Here is a 13,644-nt window from a genome sequence, read left to right as displayed (position 1 = left end):
TTCGACCCGGAATTCAGCCCTGGTCGTCCCTCAGCGCGACCCCTGCCCCTGACAGCCGCCCCGCAGGCGACTGCACTCGGAGCGACGGGTCTTCAGACAGAGATCGGTTCCCTCGTACTCCGCTTCGAGTATCTCCTCCAGGAGTTCCAGTTCGCGCTGGCCGTAGCCCTCGTTCGCGATGAAGTGCGGGACGAGTCGGTGTTCGGCGACCCGGCGGCCGCACAGCCCCTCGGCTTTGAGTCGCTGTACGACCTCGCGAATCTCGGCTTCAGTCGGCTGAGGATCGAGGTCGATTTCCGATCCGCGACCCTTCGAAAGCCGCTCGAGGAGTTGATCCGTATCGAGCATGTCCTCTTACATTACCCGATATCGCATAAAACGTTTTCCACGCTACGGGCCTCGAGACGGCCGTTTTGGGCGAACACGTTCGCGTCGAGGTAGTCGATCAGTCGTCACTCGAACGTGACGGACTCCCGAAGCGAGACCGCTCGGTCGCGAAGCGCCGCGACGCCCTCGTCGTCCCGTGCGGTCACCGTCACGTGGCCCATCTTGCGCAGGGGTCGAGCCTCTCGCTTGCCGTACCAGTGGAGGTTCGCGCCGGGCGTCTCGAGGATCCGGTCGATATCGCTCAGTCTCGCCTCCTGTTCCTCGTCGACGTCGGCCAGCAGGTTCGTCATGACGGTCGGGGAACGGAGGTCGGTGGCCGCAAGCGGCCATCCGAGCACGGCACGGACGTGCTGTTCGAACTGCGAACTCTGTGCGCCCTCGATCGTCCAGTGGCCGGAGTTGTGGGGCCGGGGTGCGATCTCGTTGAGCAAGATCTCCCCGTCAGTGGTTTCAAACAACTCGATGCCGTAGACGCCCCGGCCGTCCATCACCTCGAGCACGTCCTCGGCGACCTCGCGGGCGCGCTCCTCGACGGCCTCGCTCGAGCGCGCGGGTACGATCGTCTCCCGCAGGATCTCGTCTTCGTGGACGTTCTCCCCGATGGGGAAGGCGGCGGTCTCGCCTGCGCCCTTGACGGCGATGACCGACACCTCGCGCTCGAAGTCGACGAACGACTCGACCATCGCGGGTCCGGCGACCGACTCGAGGGCCGTTTCGGCCTCCGATTTGGACTCGACGGGCACATTTCCGCGCCCGTCGTAGCCGCCGGTCCGGGCCTTCAGCATGACCGGCGCGCCGTAGTCGTCGATCGCCTCCCGGACGTCGTCGGCGTCCTCGACCGCGCGGAACGGCGGCACCGGGACCCCCGCCGCCTCGAGTTCCCGTTTCTGGACCAGCTTGTCGTGGATCGTCTCGAGCGTCGACGGCTTCGGGTGGACCGGCGTTCCGGACTTCTCGCTGACGCGCTCGAGGACGGTCTGGTCGGCGAGTTCGATCTCGAAGGTGAGGACGTCCGATCGGGCGGCCAGTTCCCGGATGCCGGCCTCGTCGTCGAAGTCGGCGACGATCTGGTCGCGCGCGACGAGTGCGGCCGGGCAGTCCGGCGTCGGGTCGAGAACGATCACCTCGACACCGAGCGGCGCGGCCGCCTCGGCGAGCATTCGACCGAGCTGTCCGCCACCGACGACTCCGATCGTCGGTCCCGGCGTCCGTAGCGTTGTCATCGCGCGGCAGTTGTCCGTGCCGCCGCTTAAGGGTTCTCAATTTAGCGCACAATCGTGGTTACTACGGCCTCGGACGACCCACGATATACTCACGATCGAGGATAGGTAGTTCCTCGCTCTCACGGTCGGACACGGTACCATGGCTGCGTCGAGCGACGCCCCAGACGCCTGGGCGCGCGAAGGCGTGGCGCGCGAAACGGTATCTCTTTTACCCGTCACTGCCACCGCACGCCTATGACCACGCTCGGACTGGTGGTCGCCGAGTTCAACCGATCGATCACCGAGCAGATGGAAGACGTCGCCCTCGAGGCCGCCAGCGAGGCAGGGGCCGAAGTGTACGACACCGTTCACGTGCCGGGCGTGTACGACGCCCCGCTCGCGGCCGACAGGCTGGCGCGCCGCGAGGCGGTCGATGCCGTCGCCGTGATCGGGACCGTGATCACCGGCGACACCGACCACGACCAGGTGATCTCCGACGCGACGGCACAGCGGCTCTCCGACGTCAGTCTCGAGCGTGACACCCCCGTGACCCTCGGCGTGACCGGTCCCGGAATGTCCGCCGCCGAGGCCCGCGAGCGCGTCGAGAACGCTGCGAAGGCCGTCGACGGCGCGCTCGACCTCGTCGCAGAACTTCCCGAAGCCGAAACCGAAGACTAGGGGGACCGCCAATACCGTCACGGGCGACCCCACCAAACCGATCCATCCCATCCCATGACCATGGACTTCACCGACCGCTTGACTCGAGTCGAACCGTCCGCAACGCTCGCCATCTCCGCGCTCGCGACCGAACTGGAAAACGAAGGGGCCGACGTCGTCGACCTCTCCGTCGGCGAACCCGACTTCCCGACGCCCGAAAACATCGTCGAGGCCGGGAAGGCGGCGATGGACGCCGGCCACACCGGCTACACCACCTCCGCCGGCATCATCGAACTGCGCGAGGCCATCTCCGAGAAACTCGCCGACGACGGCCTCGACCACGGCCCCGAGGAGATCATCGTCACCCCCGGCGCGAAGCAGGCGCTGTACGAGATCGTTCAGGCTCTCGTCGAGGACGGCGACGAAGTCGTTCTGCTCGACCCCGCCTGGGTCTCCTACGAGGCGATGGTCAAGATGGCCGGCGGCGACCTCACGCGCGTCGACCTCTCCGAGACCGACTTCCAGCTCGAGCCCGCGCTCGATGACCTCGCCGACGCAGTGTCGGACGAGACCGAACTGCTCGTCGTCAACTCGCCGTCGAACCCCACCGGCGCGGTCTACTCCGACGCCGCGCTCGAGGGCGTCCGCGACCTGGCGGTCGAACACGACGTGACGGTGATCTCCGACGAGATCTACAAGGAGATCACCTACGGCGTCGAACAGACGAGCCTCGGCACGCTCGAGGGGATGGCAGACCGCACCGTGACGGTCAACGGCTTCTCGAAGGCCTACTCGATGACCGGCTGGCGGCTGGGCTACTTCGCCGGCCCCGAGGACCTGATCGACCAGGCCGGCAAACTCCACAGCCACTCCGTCTCGTCGGCCGCGAACTTCGTCCAGCACGCCGGCGTCGAGGCCCTCGAGAACACCGACGAGGCCGTCGAGGAGATGGTCGCGGCCTTCGAGGAGCGCCGCGATCTGGTTGTCGACCTGCTCGACGACCACGGCGTCGACGTCGCGGTGCCCGACGGTGCGTTCTACATGATGTTGCCCGTAGACGACAGCGAGGCGCTACGTGCCTCGGACGATGCGAGCGGCGACCAGCCGCGAGCCGACGATCAGGCCTGGTGCGAGGGCGCACTCGAGGACGCCCACGTCGCCACCGTCCCCGGCAGCGCCTTCGGGACGCCCGGCTACGCCCGGATCTCCTACGCCGCGAGCGAGGAGCGACTCGAGGAAGGGATCGAGCGGCTGGCCGAGGAAGGCTACCTGTAACCGACCACCGGCCGTCCGGTACCGGCCACTGCGAACCGGCCCCTTGTCCTGACGTTTATATACCGTCCCGAGGCCAGTCGCTCCGGGTCCCCGATGGGAACGGAGACGAACCCCGACGTCGGAACGACGTGTCCGACCTGCGGCCGCGAACTCGAGACCGAACGGGGCGTTCGCCAGCACCACACTAAAGTTCACGGCGAATCGCTCCCGAACCGAACCTGCAAGGGCTGTGGGACGGCGTTCTACGACCCGAAGTCCCGTCAGTCCTACTGCGACGACTGTGATCCGAACGCGGGGGAACACAACGGCAACTGGAGGGACGCGAAGGAGACGGCGTCCTGTGCGATCTGCGGATCGGAGTTTTCGTACTACCCGTCGTCGAAGGAAGGAGTCTACTGTCCGTCGTGTGTCGACGCAGCCGACGGGCTACTGCCGGAGAAATACCCAGAGAGGGGTGAGCGAGTAACGGAGCCGTGTCGGGCCTGCGGGACCGACCTCGAGGTCCGACCGAAGCGACTCGAAAAGCGGGAGCGGGGCGTCTTCTGTACGCTCGAGTGTTACGGGGAGTGGCTCTCGGAGCACGTCGTCGGTCCCGATCATCACCAGTGGGAGGGCGGTCCGATCGAGTACGGCCGGCAGTGGTGGCGCGTGCGACGACGGGCCCTCGAACGCGACGACTACGAGTGTCAGTACTGCGGCGCGACGAGGGAGCAGATCGGCCGGAATCCGGACGTCCACCACCTCGAGCCTGTTCGATCGTTCGATCGACCCGAGGAGGCGCATACGTTATCGAACGTGGTGTCGCTCTGCCGACGGTGTCATCGGCGCGCCGAAGCGGGGGCGATAACGGTTACACCTCGCGACGAAAAGTAACACTATTGTGCCGCGGCCCACTACTCGAGGAGTGAAGTCCCGTGATGGCGAGCAGTTCCGCAGGAACTGCGAGGTACGCGGGACGGGTGTGACGAGAAGTCCCGTGGTGTAGTGGCCAATCATATGGGCCTTTGGACGTGTTCGGTTCCGACCGGTACGGAAGAGAGCCCATGACGGCGGTTCGAATCCGCCCGGGACTATTTTGGCGTAAGAAGGACTAAAACGCCCGTTTTCCCGGCCAGACGATTATAGGGGTCGGATTAAAGACTCTCGGAAATGATTTTTTATCAGTGTCGACACCGGAGCGTCGATCTCGTTTCCGAGGTAGGGACACCTCCGACGTAGCCAGCAGGACGCCCTCACTTACCGGGTAAACGGCTCAGAATCTCGGAGAACGTCTTTTCTCAGCGTATCAACGATCCAGCATCCGATGGTTCCCGCGCCGAGCGCGAAGAACGCGGATATCAGTATGTGTGCGCTGAGCCTGGTATCGGTAGTCGGAACAGGTCCAATCGCTCCGGGACTCACTCGCCAGGGGACACCTCGATCCCGGGCGAATCGCGCTTCGACTCGAGCGTCGTCGCCACCAGTTCGCCGTACTCCGCGGCGGAGAGTTCCCCGTCGTTGTACCGGTGGGCCCAGTCGGCGTGGACCTCCGCCGATCCGTACGAGGCTGGCGCGCCGTCCAAGATCGTTATCCCGAGCGTGACCGCGTCGTACCCGGAGTCGACCAGGGCCGCGAACGCACCCGCGATCGGCCCGATGTCGTGAAGGTTCCCTTCCGCGTACAGTCGCGTATTGAGGTACTCGACCTCGAGGACGTCCCGGGAACGGTCGACGGACTCGATCTCGAGTGCGTAGTCGTCGAACGCGTCCGCGAATTCCGCCTCGTCGGTGATCGTCTCGTCGGCGACGGCTTCGATGCGCTGCTCGAGGACTTCGGTCCGTTCCCGGACGGGAAGCGAGGGTGTGAGTTCTGACACGGGCCATTTGCGGTTGGACGGGAACTCTTCGCCGACGTCTTCCGTGCAGCCGGCGAGTAGCCAGACCCCCCCAACGCTGCCCCATCGGAGCAATTGCCGTCGTGTCGATGTCGGGTTCGTCCCGCCGCGTGCGAACGATCCGGAGTCCGAGTCCGGCCTCGAGTCCGAGTCCGAGTCCGAGTACATGGAACGTCTTCGGCCGCCCCCGGGCAAAGGGATTGGTTCTGCAAGCGCCTGCATCGCACTCAAGGACGCCGTTGCCGTGTGTTGGGAGACATCGATGGCGTTCGAGTTGTACGAGATCTTGTTGGTACTGTTGGGTATCGTCATGTTCGGCGTGGCCGTGCTGCCGCGACTCGTCTCCGATCGGGCCATCTCGATGCCCATGTTCTTCGTCGGGTTCGGGATCATCGCGTTCAGCCTCCCGATCGGCGTTCCGCCGCCGGACCCGCTCGAGCAGAGTCACGCGACCGAACGCCTCGCGGAGTTCGGCGTCATCGTCGCGCTGATGGCAGTCGGGTTGAAGATCGACCGCGTCCCGGGGCTGCGCGCGTGGGCATCGACGTGGCGACTGCTCGCCATCACCATGCCGCTCTCGATCGCCGGCGCGGCGCTGGTCGGCTGGTGGTACGTCGGACTCTTCCTCCCGACGGCGATCCTGCTCGGGGCCTGTATCGCGCCGACGGACCCGGTCCTGGCGTCCGAGGTGCAGGTTGCTGACCCCGGTGAGGGAAACGAGTCGGAACACCGGGACGATGTCGAGGGGAAAGAGGACGAAGTCAGGTTCGCGCTCTCGTCCGAGGCGGGGCTCAACGATGGGTTCGCGTTCCCGTTCACGAACCTCGCGATCGCTATCGCGCTCGTCGGCCTCGCGCCCGGCAACTGGATCGGCGAGTGGCTGCTGATCGACGTCCTGTACAAGATCGCGGCCGGCACGCTCCTGGGCGTCGTCCTCGGCCGGATAACGGCGTGGGCGGTTTTCCTGACGAACCCCGACACGCAGATCGCTCGCTCGGTCCAGGGCCTCGAGGCGATCGCCGGGACGCTGTTCGTCTACGGGATCACGGAACTCGCCGGCGGCTACGGCTTCATCGCGGTTTTCGTCGCCGCGGTGGCGATCCGGGACTACGAGCGGTCCCACGACTACAACGAGTCGCTCCACGAAATCAGCGAACTCGCGGAACAGACGGTGATGGCGATCATCATGCTCTTCTTCGGCGGGGCGATCGCCGGCGGGTTGCTCGGGGCACTGACGGTCGAGGGGGTGATCGCCGCCGTGGCGATCGTGTTCCTGGTGCGACCGCTCGCCGGGGTCTTCGGAATGCTCGGTTTCGAGCGCGCGTGGGCGGAACGGGCGACGATCGCCTTCTTCGGCATTCGAGGAATCGGCTCGTTCTACTACCTCGCGCACGGGCTGAACGAGGGGGCGTTCGCGGACGCCGACCTCCTGTGGGCCGTGGTCGGCGCGGTGATCGTGATCTCGATCGTGGTCCACGGGGTGACGGCGACGCCGGTGATCAATCGGTTGACCGGGTCGTCGTGACCGGTTTCGGGGCCGTCACGAGCCTTTCGCCCGAGGAACTCGTGTACTCCCTCTCGAACGAGAGCGTTCGGCCCGCGACCTCAGTTGCGAACCGCCGCGTTCGGGGGAACGTTGATGGGACGAGACGTCGTTCCCCTGAAAGGAATTCGCCGAGCGATCGACACCGATCCCACGCATGCCACCCGAGAACGCCTGCCCGGTCTGGCGACCGGACGACTGCGACGGAACGAGGTCCTGTCCGCCGCGGTGTCCGCGGTACGTGACCGACGACGGAACGAGCTGTACGGTGTACTCGCTCGAGGAGCGGTCGGACCGGATCGACCGCTCCGGACCGGACGTCCTGCCTGACGGGTACCGGGACGGCGACCCGGCGCTGGTCGCGGTCGACGACGCCGACCGCCCCCTCGGGTTCGCCGTCGCCGACGACGGGGCCGCCTCCGTCACCCTCGAGGCCGGGACCGACCCGGAGATCGGAACGGAACTCGCCAGACAGCTCGTGGCGCGCCGCCGAGCAGACGACGCGTCCCCGGGCTCCGTGTCGATCAGCGGGCCCCGGGCGTCGCTCTCACGACTCGCCGCCGAACTCGGAGAGGCGGGCACGTTCGTCGACGGGCCGGACCGCGGGCCGGCCGACGAAACCGACGCCGGGGACGAGGAGGCGGTCCTCGAGGTCGACCTCGAGTCACCCGAGGCGGCCCGGACCGGCCACTCGCCGGCCCGCAGGGCCGACGTCACCGCGCCGCGGGACGTCGAGGCGCTCGTCGATCCCGAGACCGTCGCCGTCGTCGGGGCGACCGACCGCGAGGGATCGATCGGCCGCCTCGTCGTGGAGAACCTCCGCGATGGGTTCGACGGGGAGGAAGGGGAGGTCGTCCCCGTCACCGACCGGCACGGGTCGGTGCTTGGGCTCGAGTGTGTCCCGTCGCTGTCGGCGCTGGAGGACGGCGACGTCGACCTCGCGGTCGTCGCCCTGCCCCGCGACGCTGCCCTCGGGGCCGTTCGCGAGGCGGGCGAGACCGGAGCGGACGCGGTGGCCGTCCTCTCGGCAGGCTTCGGCGAGAGCGACGACGAGGGTGCGAGCCGCGAGGCGGAACTCCGAGAACTCGCCGCCGAACACGACCTCGCGCTGATCGGGCCGAACGCGCTCGGGGTCGCCAGCACGCGCGGCGACATGAACGCGAGTTTCGCCCCCGAGATCCCGTCGGCCGGCGGCGTCTCGGTCCTGAGCCACTCGGGCGCGATGATCACCGCGATCCTCGACTGGGCCGACGCGGAGGGGGTCGGCGTCAGGGACGTCGTCTCGCTGGGCAACGCCGCCGGACTCGACGAGGCGACGCTGTTGCGCCACTGGGGCCGGGACCCGGAGACGTCGGTCGTGCTCGCCTATCTCGAGGACGTTTCGGACGGTCGGGCGTTCGTCGAGGCGGCCCGCGAGGTGACCGCGTCGACGCCGGTCGTGGCGCTGAAATCGGGTCGAAGCGAGGCCGGCCAGAAGGCGGCGGCCTCCCACACCGGGGCACTCCTCGGCGACGACGCCGGGTTCGACGCCGCCTTCGACCAGGGCGGCGTGATCCGCGTCGAGTCCCAGCGCTCGCTGTACGACCTCGTGGCCCTGTTCGAGAGCCAGCCGCTGCCCGCGGGCGACCGCGTCGCCGTCGTGACGAACGCGGGCGGGCCCGGCGTCCTCGCGACCGACGCCGTCGCTGCCTCCGGACTGACCCTCGCGGAGTTCGGCGCTGACACCGAGCGGAAACTGGAACGGGCCCTCCCCGACGCCGCAAGCGCCGCGAACCCCGTCGACGTGCTCGGGGACGCGGACGTCGACCGGTTCGTCGACGCCCTCGAGACGGTCCTCGCCGCGCCGTCCGTCGACGCCGCGATCGTCGTCACGACGCCACACCCGCTGGTCTCGCGGGCCGACCTCGCGCGGGCCGTCGGCGACGCCGGCCGGCGGTACGGGGTGCCCGTCGTCACCTGTTTCTCCGGCGGGCCGCTCGAGGCCCCCGTCCAGGACGCCCTCTCGGACGCCGGCGTGCCGAACTACTCCGACGCGGAGCGGGCCGCGACGGCGCTCGGGGCGGCCGCCTCGTACGCGGCGGACCGTCGCGAGCCCCGGTCACCGGCCGATCCCGTCGACGCGGACCACGACCGGGTCGAGTCGATGGTTCGCGAGCGACTGCGTTCCGGCGAGACGACCCTGGGAGTCGACTCCCTCGAGGTTCTCGAGGCCTACGGCGTTTCGACCCCGACCGCGACGCTCGCGACGACCCGGGCGGAGGCGGTCGACGCCCCCCGGGAGATCGGCGGACGGGTCGCGATGAAGGCCGTGACACCTGCGCTGTCGCACAAGACGGACGTCGGCGGCGTCGCCGTCGACGTTCCGCCCGACGAAGCCGGCGAGACCTACGACCGCCTGCGCGAGCGCGTGGAATCGAACGCGCCCGGGGCGACCGTCCGGGGCGTCCTCGTGCAGGAGATGGTTCCGGAGGGGGTCGAGTGTCTGGTCGGCGTCACTCGCCACCCGCGGTTCGGGCCGCTGGTCACGTTCGGACTCGGGGGCGTATTCGTCGAACACCTCGAGGACGTCGCCCACGCGCTGGCACCGCTTTCGCGGGCCGACGCCGAGGAACTTCTCCGGTCGATCGAGGCCGACGGCGTGCTCGAGGGTGCCCGCGGTCGACCCGAGGCCGACGTCGACTCGCTCGCGGACGCGCTGGTCCGTGTCTCGTGGCTGGCCGTCGAACAGCCCACGATCCGCGAACTCGAGGTCAATCCACTCGTCGTCACCGCGGACGAGGCCATGGCGGTCGACTTCCACGCGGAACTCGAGGGAGCGGTCGGCGAGTCGGCCGGTCGCGACCGACCGTGAACCGAACGGGAATCGACCGCCGACAGCGACTCGAGATATCGCCCGAGGGAGCCACGCTCGCCCGTCAGACCGGCCGCGTAAAACGTTCGAAAACGTCGTCAATTCCGAAAAATCAACGTTGATGACCGTCCGTTTATTAGGCCCGTCGGTTCCCACCCTCGAGCGCATCATGACCTACGACCGCTCGAAGTACCCCGCAACGATGGACCGCGAGACGGTCCAGTCAGTCGGAAAGCTCCTGCTTGCAACCCTCTCGGCGATACTACTGCTCTCGCTGCTCTCCGTGCTCCCCGGCGTCGGGCGCGTGATCCCGGGGACGCCGGTCACGTTCGTCGCGGTCGTCGGCGCGGTCGTGACGGTTGCGATCGTCGGCTTGCTCCTGTGGTTAGCGCCCGCGCTCGCGTCGCTCGTCCGCTCGACAGCCGACGGACCCCCGTCGGTCGTCGACGACGTCGCCTCGATCGTCCAGCTGTTCGTCGTCCTCGTGGCCGTCCTCGTCGCCCACCGCGGGCTCGAGCCCGCTATCGCCCCGCTGCTCGGGAGGCTGGCGTGGACCTACGACGTGCTGTTCCTGGTACTGGCGCTTGGCCCGCTCGCGATCCTCGCGGCGCGGATCTACGTCTCGCTGGATCCGATCGCGGAGTTGCTCGCCGAGCGGGTCGTCGCCGACGCCGACGCGAGAGACACCGAGACCGGACGCGTCGCGGGAGAGCCGAGTCGAAAAACCGATGCCGACGACGAAACGACCCATACGGGAAGTGAGTAATCATGTCCGCTAACGCGAACGACGATCGATTCCCCGTCCCCGTCTCCGTCCCCGTCCTCGAGGGCGCGGTCGCCGGCGTCGCCACGTGGGTCGTCGGCTACGTCCTCACGTATCTGGTCGTCTCCGGAGAGGTCCGTGAATCCCCGCTCAACCGAGTGATCGAAGCCTTCAACGGCGAACCGGCGACCTACGAGATGGTCGGCTGGGTGTTCTACAACGCCCACCTGGCCGAGACGGTGTTCCGCGACGTCCCGATCCTGGGGACCCAGGCCGCGTCGTACATCGGCGGCGAGGAAGGGTTCTCCCTCGTCCTGTTTGCGATCCCGATCGGGCTGCTGTTCGCGTCCGGTATCGCCCTCGCCACCTACCGCGGCGCGTCGGAGGCGACGGAGGGACTGGTCGTCGGCCTGGCGACGATTCCGGGCTATCTCGTCCTCATGATCGCCGGCATCTTCCTCTTCGAGGTGACCGTCGGCGGCGCGAGCGGCGCACCCGACACGCTCCCGGCGATCGTCTTCGCGGGCGTGATCTACCCCGCGGTGTTCGCCGGGACCGGCGGCGTCGTCGGGGCCGTCCTCGGCGACCGGACGTAGCGATCGAACGCCCCGTCGCCGAACGCCGCCGTCACCGCCCCGCGGTGCGAGGACGGGCGGCCCGCTGACGGCGTTCGTCCGCGATCCGTTCGCCGGGACGTGACGGATCGGGTCGAACCGCCCGCCTCGCCCGCCGAACGTGGATTATTAACCACTATCGTTTTCTCGAACCAAACCTATTCACCCCTCGAGCGTCTAGTGCGGACGATGACCAGATCCGACGCCGATACCGGGACCGGTACCGACGCGGACGCCGACGATTCCGAGGAGTCGCTCCGCGAACGCGTCGAGCAGTGGCTCAGCCGCGAAATGCCGATCATCCAGATGCACGGGGGGACGAGCGCCGTCAGGAAGGCCGACCCCGACTCCGGCGAGGTCGTCGTCGAACTCGGCGGCGGCTGCAAGGGGTGTTCGGTCAGCGACGTCACCACGGGCAACATCGAGGCTGAACTCATCAAGTGGCCCGAAGTCGAGGAAGTCACGGTTCGCGTCCCGGACGCCCGCGACACCCTCGGCGGCCCCGACCAGCCGGAATCGATCATGGGGGTCGACCGGACCGAGGGCGGCCGCGGCGACTGGGGGTCGTCGAACCCGGGCAAGGACCACCTCTAGCGCGTCCCTCGAGCCGGTCACACCGGTTCGCGTCGGAACCGCCGTATGCACACCGTTGACAGGGACGGTCAGTTTTGGGAACGCCTATACGTTTTTACGACTCAGTTACGGAGTCATACACCATGACGACGTGTGGACGCCTGCGACCGGGAGGTGACGCCGATGGGTAACGAGCCCGTCGACCGAGAGCGCGACCCCGAGACGGACATCGGCGGCGGCAGCGAATCGGAATCGGGGACTGAAACCGAAACCGAGACCGAGACCGACGGCGGCGTTCGCGCCTACACAGTCCGGCTCGAGCTCGTCGACGAGCCCGGCGAGTTGCTCCGTGCCCTCGCCCCGATCGCAGACAACGGGGGGAACCTGCTGAGCATCCACCACGAGCGGGGGAACATCACGCCACGCGGTCACATCCCCGTCGAGGTCGACCTCGAGTGCCCGCCGGACCGGTTCGACGACGTCGTGACGGGGCTGCGCGAGGCCGGCGTCAACGTCATCCAGGCCGGCGAGGAGCACTACGGCGAGGAGATCAGCGTCGTCCTTGTAGGCGACCTCGTCGAGAACGACCTCTCCGATACACTCTCGCGGATCGAGTCGGGGGCAAACGCCGCCGTGCTGGATCTCTCGCTGACGGCACCCGAGGGAACCGAATCCGTCTCGAGCGCGCGCGTTCGCCTCGCGATCGACTCGGGCCGGTCGAACGAGGCGCTCGAGGCGATCCGGTCGCTGGGGTCCGAAAAGGGTCTCACCGTCGTCGAGCCGCTACTGGGAGGTGAGAGCGCATGAAACTCGCCGTCCTGGGTGCCGGCGACGTCGGCCGCTCCGTCGCGACGCTCGCAGGCGACTACGGCCACGAGGTCGTCGCGCTCGCCGACTCCTCCAGCGCGGCCGTCGACCCCGACGGGATCCCCGTCGACGACGCCGTGTCCCGCAAGGAAGGGGGCGACGGCGTCGGAACCGCGGACCCCGAGGAGGTCTTCGAGACCGAGTACGACGTCCTCGTGGAGGCGACGCCGACGACCCTCGGCGACGCCGAACCGGGATTCGGTCACGTCACGCGCGCGCTCGAGGCCGACCGCCACGTCGTGCTGGCGAACAAGGGGCCGGTCGCCGAACGCTACGACGAACTGCGCGCGCTCGAGGCCGAGAGCGCGGGCTCGGTGCGCTTCGAGGCGACGGTGGGCGGAGCCATCCCGGTGTTGTCGACGATCGAGGACTGCACGCCACAGGCCGTGACCGCCGTCCGTGGCGTCCTCAACGGTACCGCGAACTTCATTCTGACGCGGATGGCCGCCGAGGGGCTCGACTACGAGCACGTCCTCGCCGAGGCCCAGGACCTGGGCGTCGCCGAGGCCGATCCGACCTTCGACGTCGACGGCACCGACGCCGCGCTGAAGTTCGTCATTCTGGCGAACGTGCTCGCGGACGGCGGGTTCTCGCTCGAGGACGCGACCGTCGAAGGAATCGAGGACGTCCCCGGCAGTGCACTCGAGTTGGCGGCCGAGGACGGCCGGACGATCCGCCTGATCGGCGAGGCGACCCGCGACGGCGTCCGCGTCGGCCCGCGACTGGTGCCCGAGAACGGCGCGCTCGCGGTCACGGGCACGCGAAACATCGTCCAGATCGAGACCCGCCACGCGGGCTCGCTGCACTCGAGCGGGCGCGGCGCCGGCGGTCCGGAGACGGCGACGGCGGTGCTGTCGGACGTCGGCCGGCTTCCCGACCTCGAACGCGACGACTGACCGAACAGCGTCGGCTCGCGAGCATATCCGGCGGTCGATCCCCGACGGATCGTCGGGACTCGAGGTCGCGAAACCGTGTGGACAGTACACAAACCGCCAGAGGGCGTCGGGATCATCTGAATACGCTTTCGAAATGGTTTTA

The 13,644-nt window shown here is 68.2% G+C and carries 13 protein-coding genes and 1 tRNA gene; 11 read left to right on the top strand and 3 right to left on the bottom strand.

Annotation, left to right across the window (positions count from 1 at the left end; translation table 11 throughout):
- Positions 1 to 30: 30 nt before the first annotated feature.
- Positions 31 to 348 (bottom strand): hypothetical protein, encoded by a 318-nt coding sequence (locus tag BM113_RS03135; RefSeq protein WP_089785238.1) that lies wholly within the window; start codon positions 346 to 348, stop codon positions 31 to 33.
- Positions 349 to 452: 104 nt separating this feature from the next.
- A complete protein-coding gene (gene purK, locus BM113_RS03130) occupies positions 453 to 1,610 on the bottom strand; it encodes a 5-(carboxyamino)imidazole ribonucleotide synthase (RefSeq protein ID WP_089785237.1) in 1,158 nt (385 codons plus the stop codon).
- Positions 1,611 to 1,844: 234 nt separating this feature from the next.
- Here purK and ribH point away from each other — a divergent pair, with 234 nt between their 5' ends.
- From ribH to BM113_RS03110, 4 genes are all read left to right on the top strand, one after another.
- Positions 1,845 to 2,267 carry a 6,7-dimethyl-8-ribityllumazine synthase gene (gene ribH / locus BM113_RS03125; protein WP_089785235.1) on the top strand — a complete coding sequence of 141 codons (423 nt, stop codon included), beginning with the start codon at positions 1,845 to 1,847 and terminating at the stop codon, positions 2,265 to 2,267.
- 54 nt (positions 2,268 to 2,321) lie between these two features.
- On the top strand, positions 2,322 to 3,521 hold the full coding sequence (locus BM113_RS03120; protein WP_089785232.1) for a pyridoxal phosphate-dependent aminotransferase: 1,200 nt from the start codon (positions 2,322 to 2,324) through the stop codon (positions 3,519 to 3,521).
- 93 nt (positions 3,522 to 3,614) lie between these two features.
- The gene (locus tag BM113_RS03115) at positions 3,615 to 4,394 is read left to right on the top strand and encodes an HNH endonuclease (RefSeq protein ID WP_089785230.1); all 780 of its coding nucleotides are present in this window, start codon (positions 3,615 to 3,617) and stop codon (positions 4,392 to 4,394) included.
- A 97-nt stretch (positions 4,395 to 4,491) separates the two neighbouring features.
- A tRNA-Gln gene (locus tag BM113_RS03110) sits at positions 4,492 to 4,594 on the top strand.
- A 324-nt stretch (positions 4,595 to 4,918) separates the two neighbouring features.
- Here BM113_RS03110 and BM113_RS03105 read toward each other — a convergent pair.
- On the bottom strand, positions 4,919 to 5,563 hold the full coding sequence (locus BM113_RS03105) for a DUF8159 domain-containing protein (RefSeq protein ID WP_089785228.1): 645 nt from the start codon (positions 5,561 to 5,563) through the stop codon (positions 4,919 to 4,921).
- Between the two features lie 94 nt (positions 5,564 to 5,657).
- On the opposite strand from BM113_RS03105, the gene BM113_RS03100 reads away from it, so the two are divergent.
- The 7 genes from BM113_RS03100 (at position 5,658) to BM113_RS03070 (ending at position 13,502) form a co-directional block, all read left to right on the top strand.
- Positions 5,658 to 6,920, top strand: coding sequence for a cation:proton antiporter (locus tag BM113_RS03100; protein WP_089785226.1), 1,263 nt, complete (start codon positions 5,658 to 5,660; stop codon positions 6,918 to 6,920).
- A 175-nt stretch (positions 6,921 to 7,095) separates the two neighbouring features.
- Positions 7,096 to 9,789: an acetate--CoA ligase family protein gene (locus BM113_RS03095; RefSeq protein WP_089785224.1), complete on the top strand. Its 2,694-nt coding sequence runs from the start codon at positions 7,096 to 7,098 to the stop codon at positions 9,787 to 9,789.
- A 121-nt stretch (positions 9,790 to 9,910) separates the two neighbouring features.
- The gene (locus tag BM113_RS03090; RefSeq protein WP_245757961.1) at positions 9,911 to 10,555 is read left to right on the top strand and encodes a hypothetical protein; all 645 of its coding nucleotides are present in this window, start codon (positions 9,911 to 9,913) and stop codon (positions 10,553 to 10,555) included.
- A gap of 2 nt (positions 10,556 to 10,557) precedes the next feature.
- Positions 10,558 to 11,148, top strand: coding sequence for a DUF7978 family protein (locus BM113_RS03085; RefSeq protein ID WP_089785221.1), 591 nt, complete (start codon positions 10,558 to 10,560; stop codon positions 11,146 to 11,148).
- A gap of 207 nt (positions 11,149 to 11,355) precedes the next feature.
- Complete coding sequence (locus tag BM113_RS03080) at positions 11,356 to 11,760, top strand: NifU family protein (RefSeq protein WP_089785572.1); 405 nt, start codon at positions 11,356 to 11,358, stop codon at positions 11,758 to 11,760.
- A 162-nt stretch (positions 11,761 to 11,922) separates the two neighbouring features.
- On the top strand, positions 11,923 to 12,546 hold the full coding sequence (locus tag BM113_RS03075) for an amino acid-binding protein (RefSeq protein WP_089785570.1): 624 nt from the start codon (positions 11,923 to 11,925) through the stop codon (positions 12,544 to 12,546).
- Entirely contained in the window at positions 12,543 to 13,502 is a 960-nt protein-coding gene (locus BM113_RS03070; RefSeq protein ID WP_089785219.1) for a homoserine dehydrogenase, read from the top strand. Before BM113_RS03075 ends, BM113_RS03070 begins: the two co-directional genes overlap by 4 nt.
- The last annotated feature ends 142 nt before the right edge of the window (positions 13,503 to 13,644 follow it).

This window comes from Natronobacterium haloterrestre (assembly GCF_900112205.1).
Taxonomy (GTDB): Archaea; Halobacteriota; Halobacteria; order Halobacteriales; family Natrialbaceae; genus Natronobacterium; species Natronobacterium haloterrestre.
Note: the sequence above shows the minus strand (reverse complement) of the source record. Positions and strands in the feature narration are given on the sequence as shown.

Bases quoted from the DNA above. Each gene is read 5' to 3' on its own strand.
- BM113_RS03135 (WP_089785238.1), bottom strand. From the start codon at position 348: ATGCTCGATACGGATCAACTCCTCGAGCGGCTTTCGAAGGGTCGCGGA.
- purK (WP_089785237.1), bottom strand. From the start codon at position 1,610: ATGACAACGCTACGGACGCCGGGACCGACGATCGGAGTCGTCGGTGGC.
- ribH (WP_089785235.1), top strand. From the start codon at position 1,845: ATGACCACGCTCGGACTGGTGGTCGCCGAGTTCAACCGATCGATCACC.
- BM113_RS03120 (WP_089785232.1), top strand. From the start codon at position 2,322: ATGACCATGGACTTCACCGACCGCTTGACTCGAGTCGAACCGTCCGCA.
- BM113_RS03115 (WP_089785230.1), top strand. From the start codon at position 3,615: ATGGGAACGGAGACGAACCCCGACGTCGGAACGACGTGTCCGACCTGC.
- BM113_RS03105 (WP_089785228.1), bottom strand. From the start codon at position 5,563: ATGTACTCGGACTCGGACTCGGACTCGAGGCCGGACTCGGACTCCGGA.
- BM113_RS03100 (WP_089785226.1), top strand. From the start codon at position 5,658: ATGGCGTTCGAGTTGTACGAGATCTTGTTGGTACTGTTGGGTATCGTC.
- BM113_RS03095 (WP_089785224.1), top strand. From the start codon at position 7,096: ATGCCACCCGAGAACGCCTGCCCGGTCTGGCGACCGGACGACTGCGAC.
- BM113_RS03090 (WP_245757961.1), top strand. From the start codon at position 9,911: ATGACCGTCCGTTTATTAGGCCCGTCGGTTCCCACCCTCGAGCGCATC.
- BM113_RS03085 (WP_089785221.1), top strand. From the start codon at position 10,558: ATGTCCGCTAACGCGAACGACGATCGATTCCCCGTCCCCGTCTCCGTC.
- BM113_RS03080 (WP_089785572.1), top strand. From the start codon at position 11,356: ATGACCAGATCCGACGCCGATACCGGGACCGGTACCGACGCGGACGCC.
- BM113_RS03075 (WP_089785570.1), top strand. From the start codon at position 11,923: ATGGGTAACGAGCCCGTCGACCGAGAGCGCGACCCCGAGACGGACATC.
- BM113_RS03070 (WP_089785219.1), top strand. From the start codon at position 12,543: ATGAAACTCGCCGTCCTGGGTGCCGGCGACGTCGGCCGCTCCGTCGCG.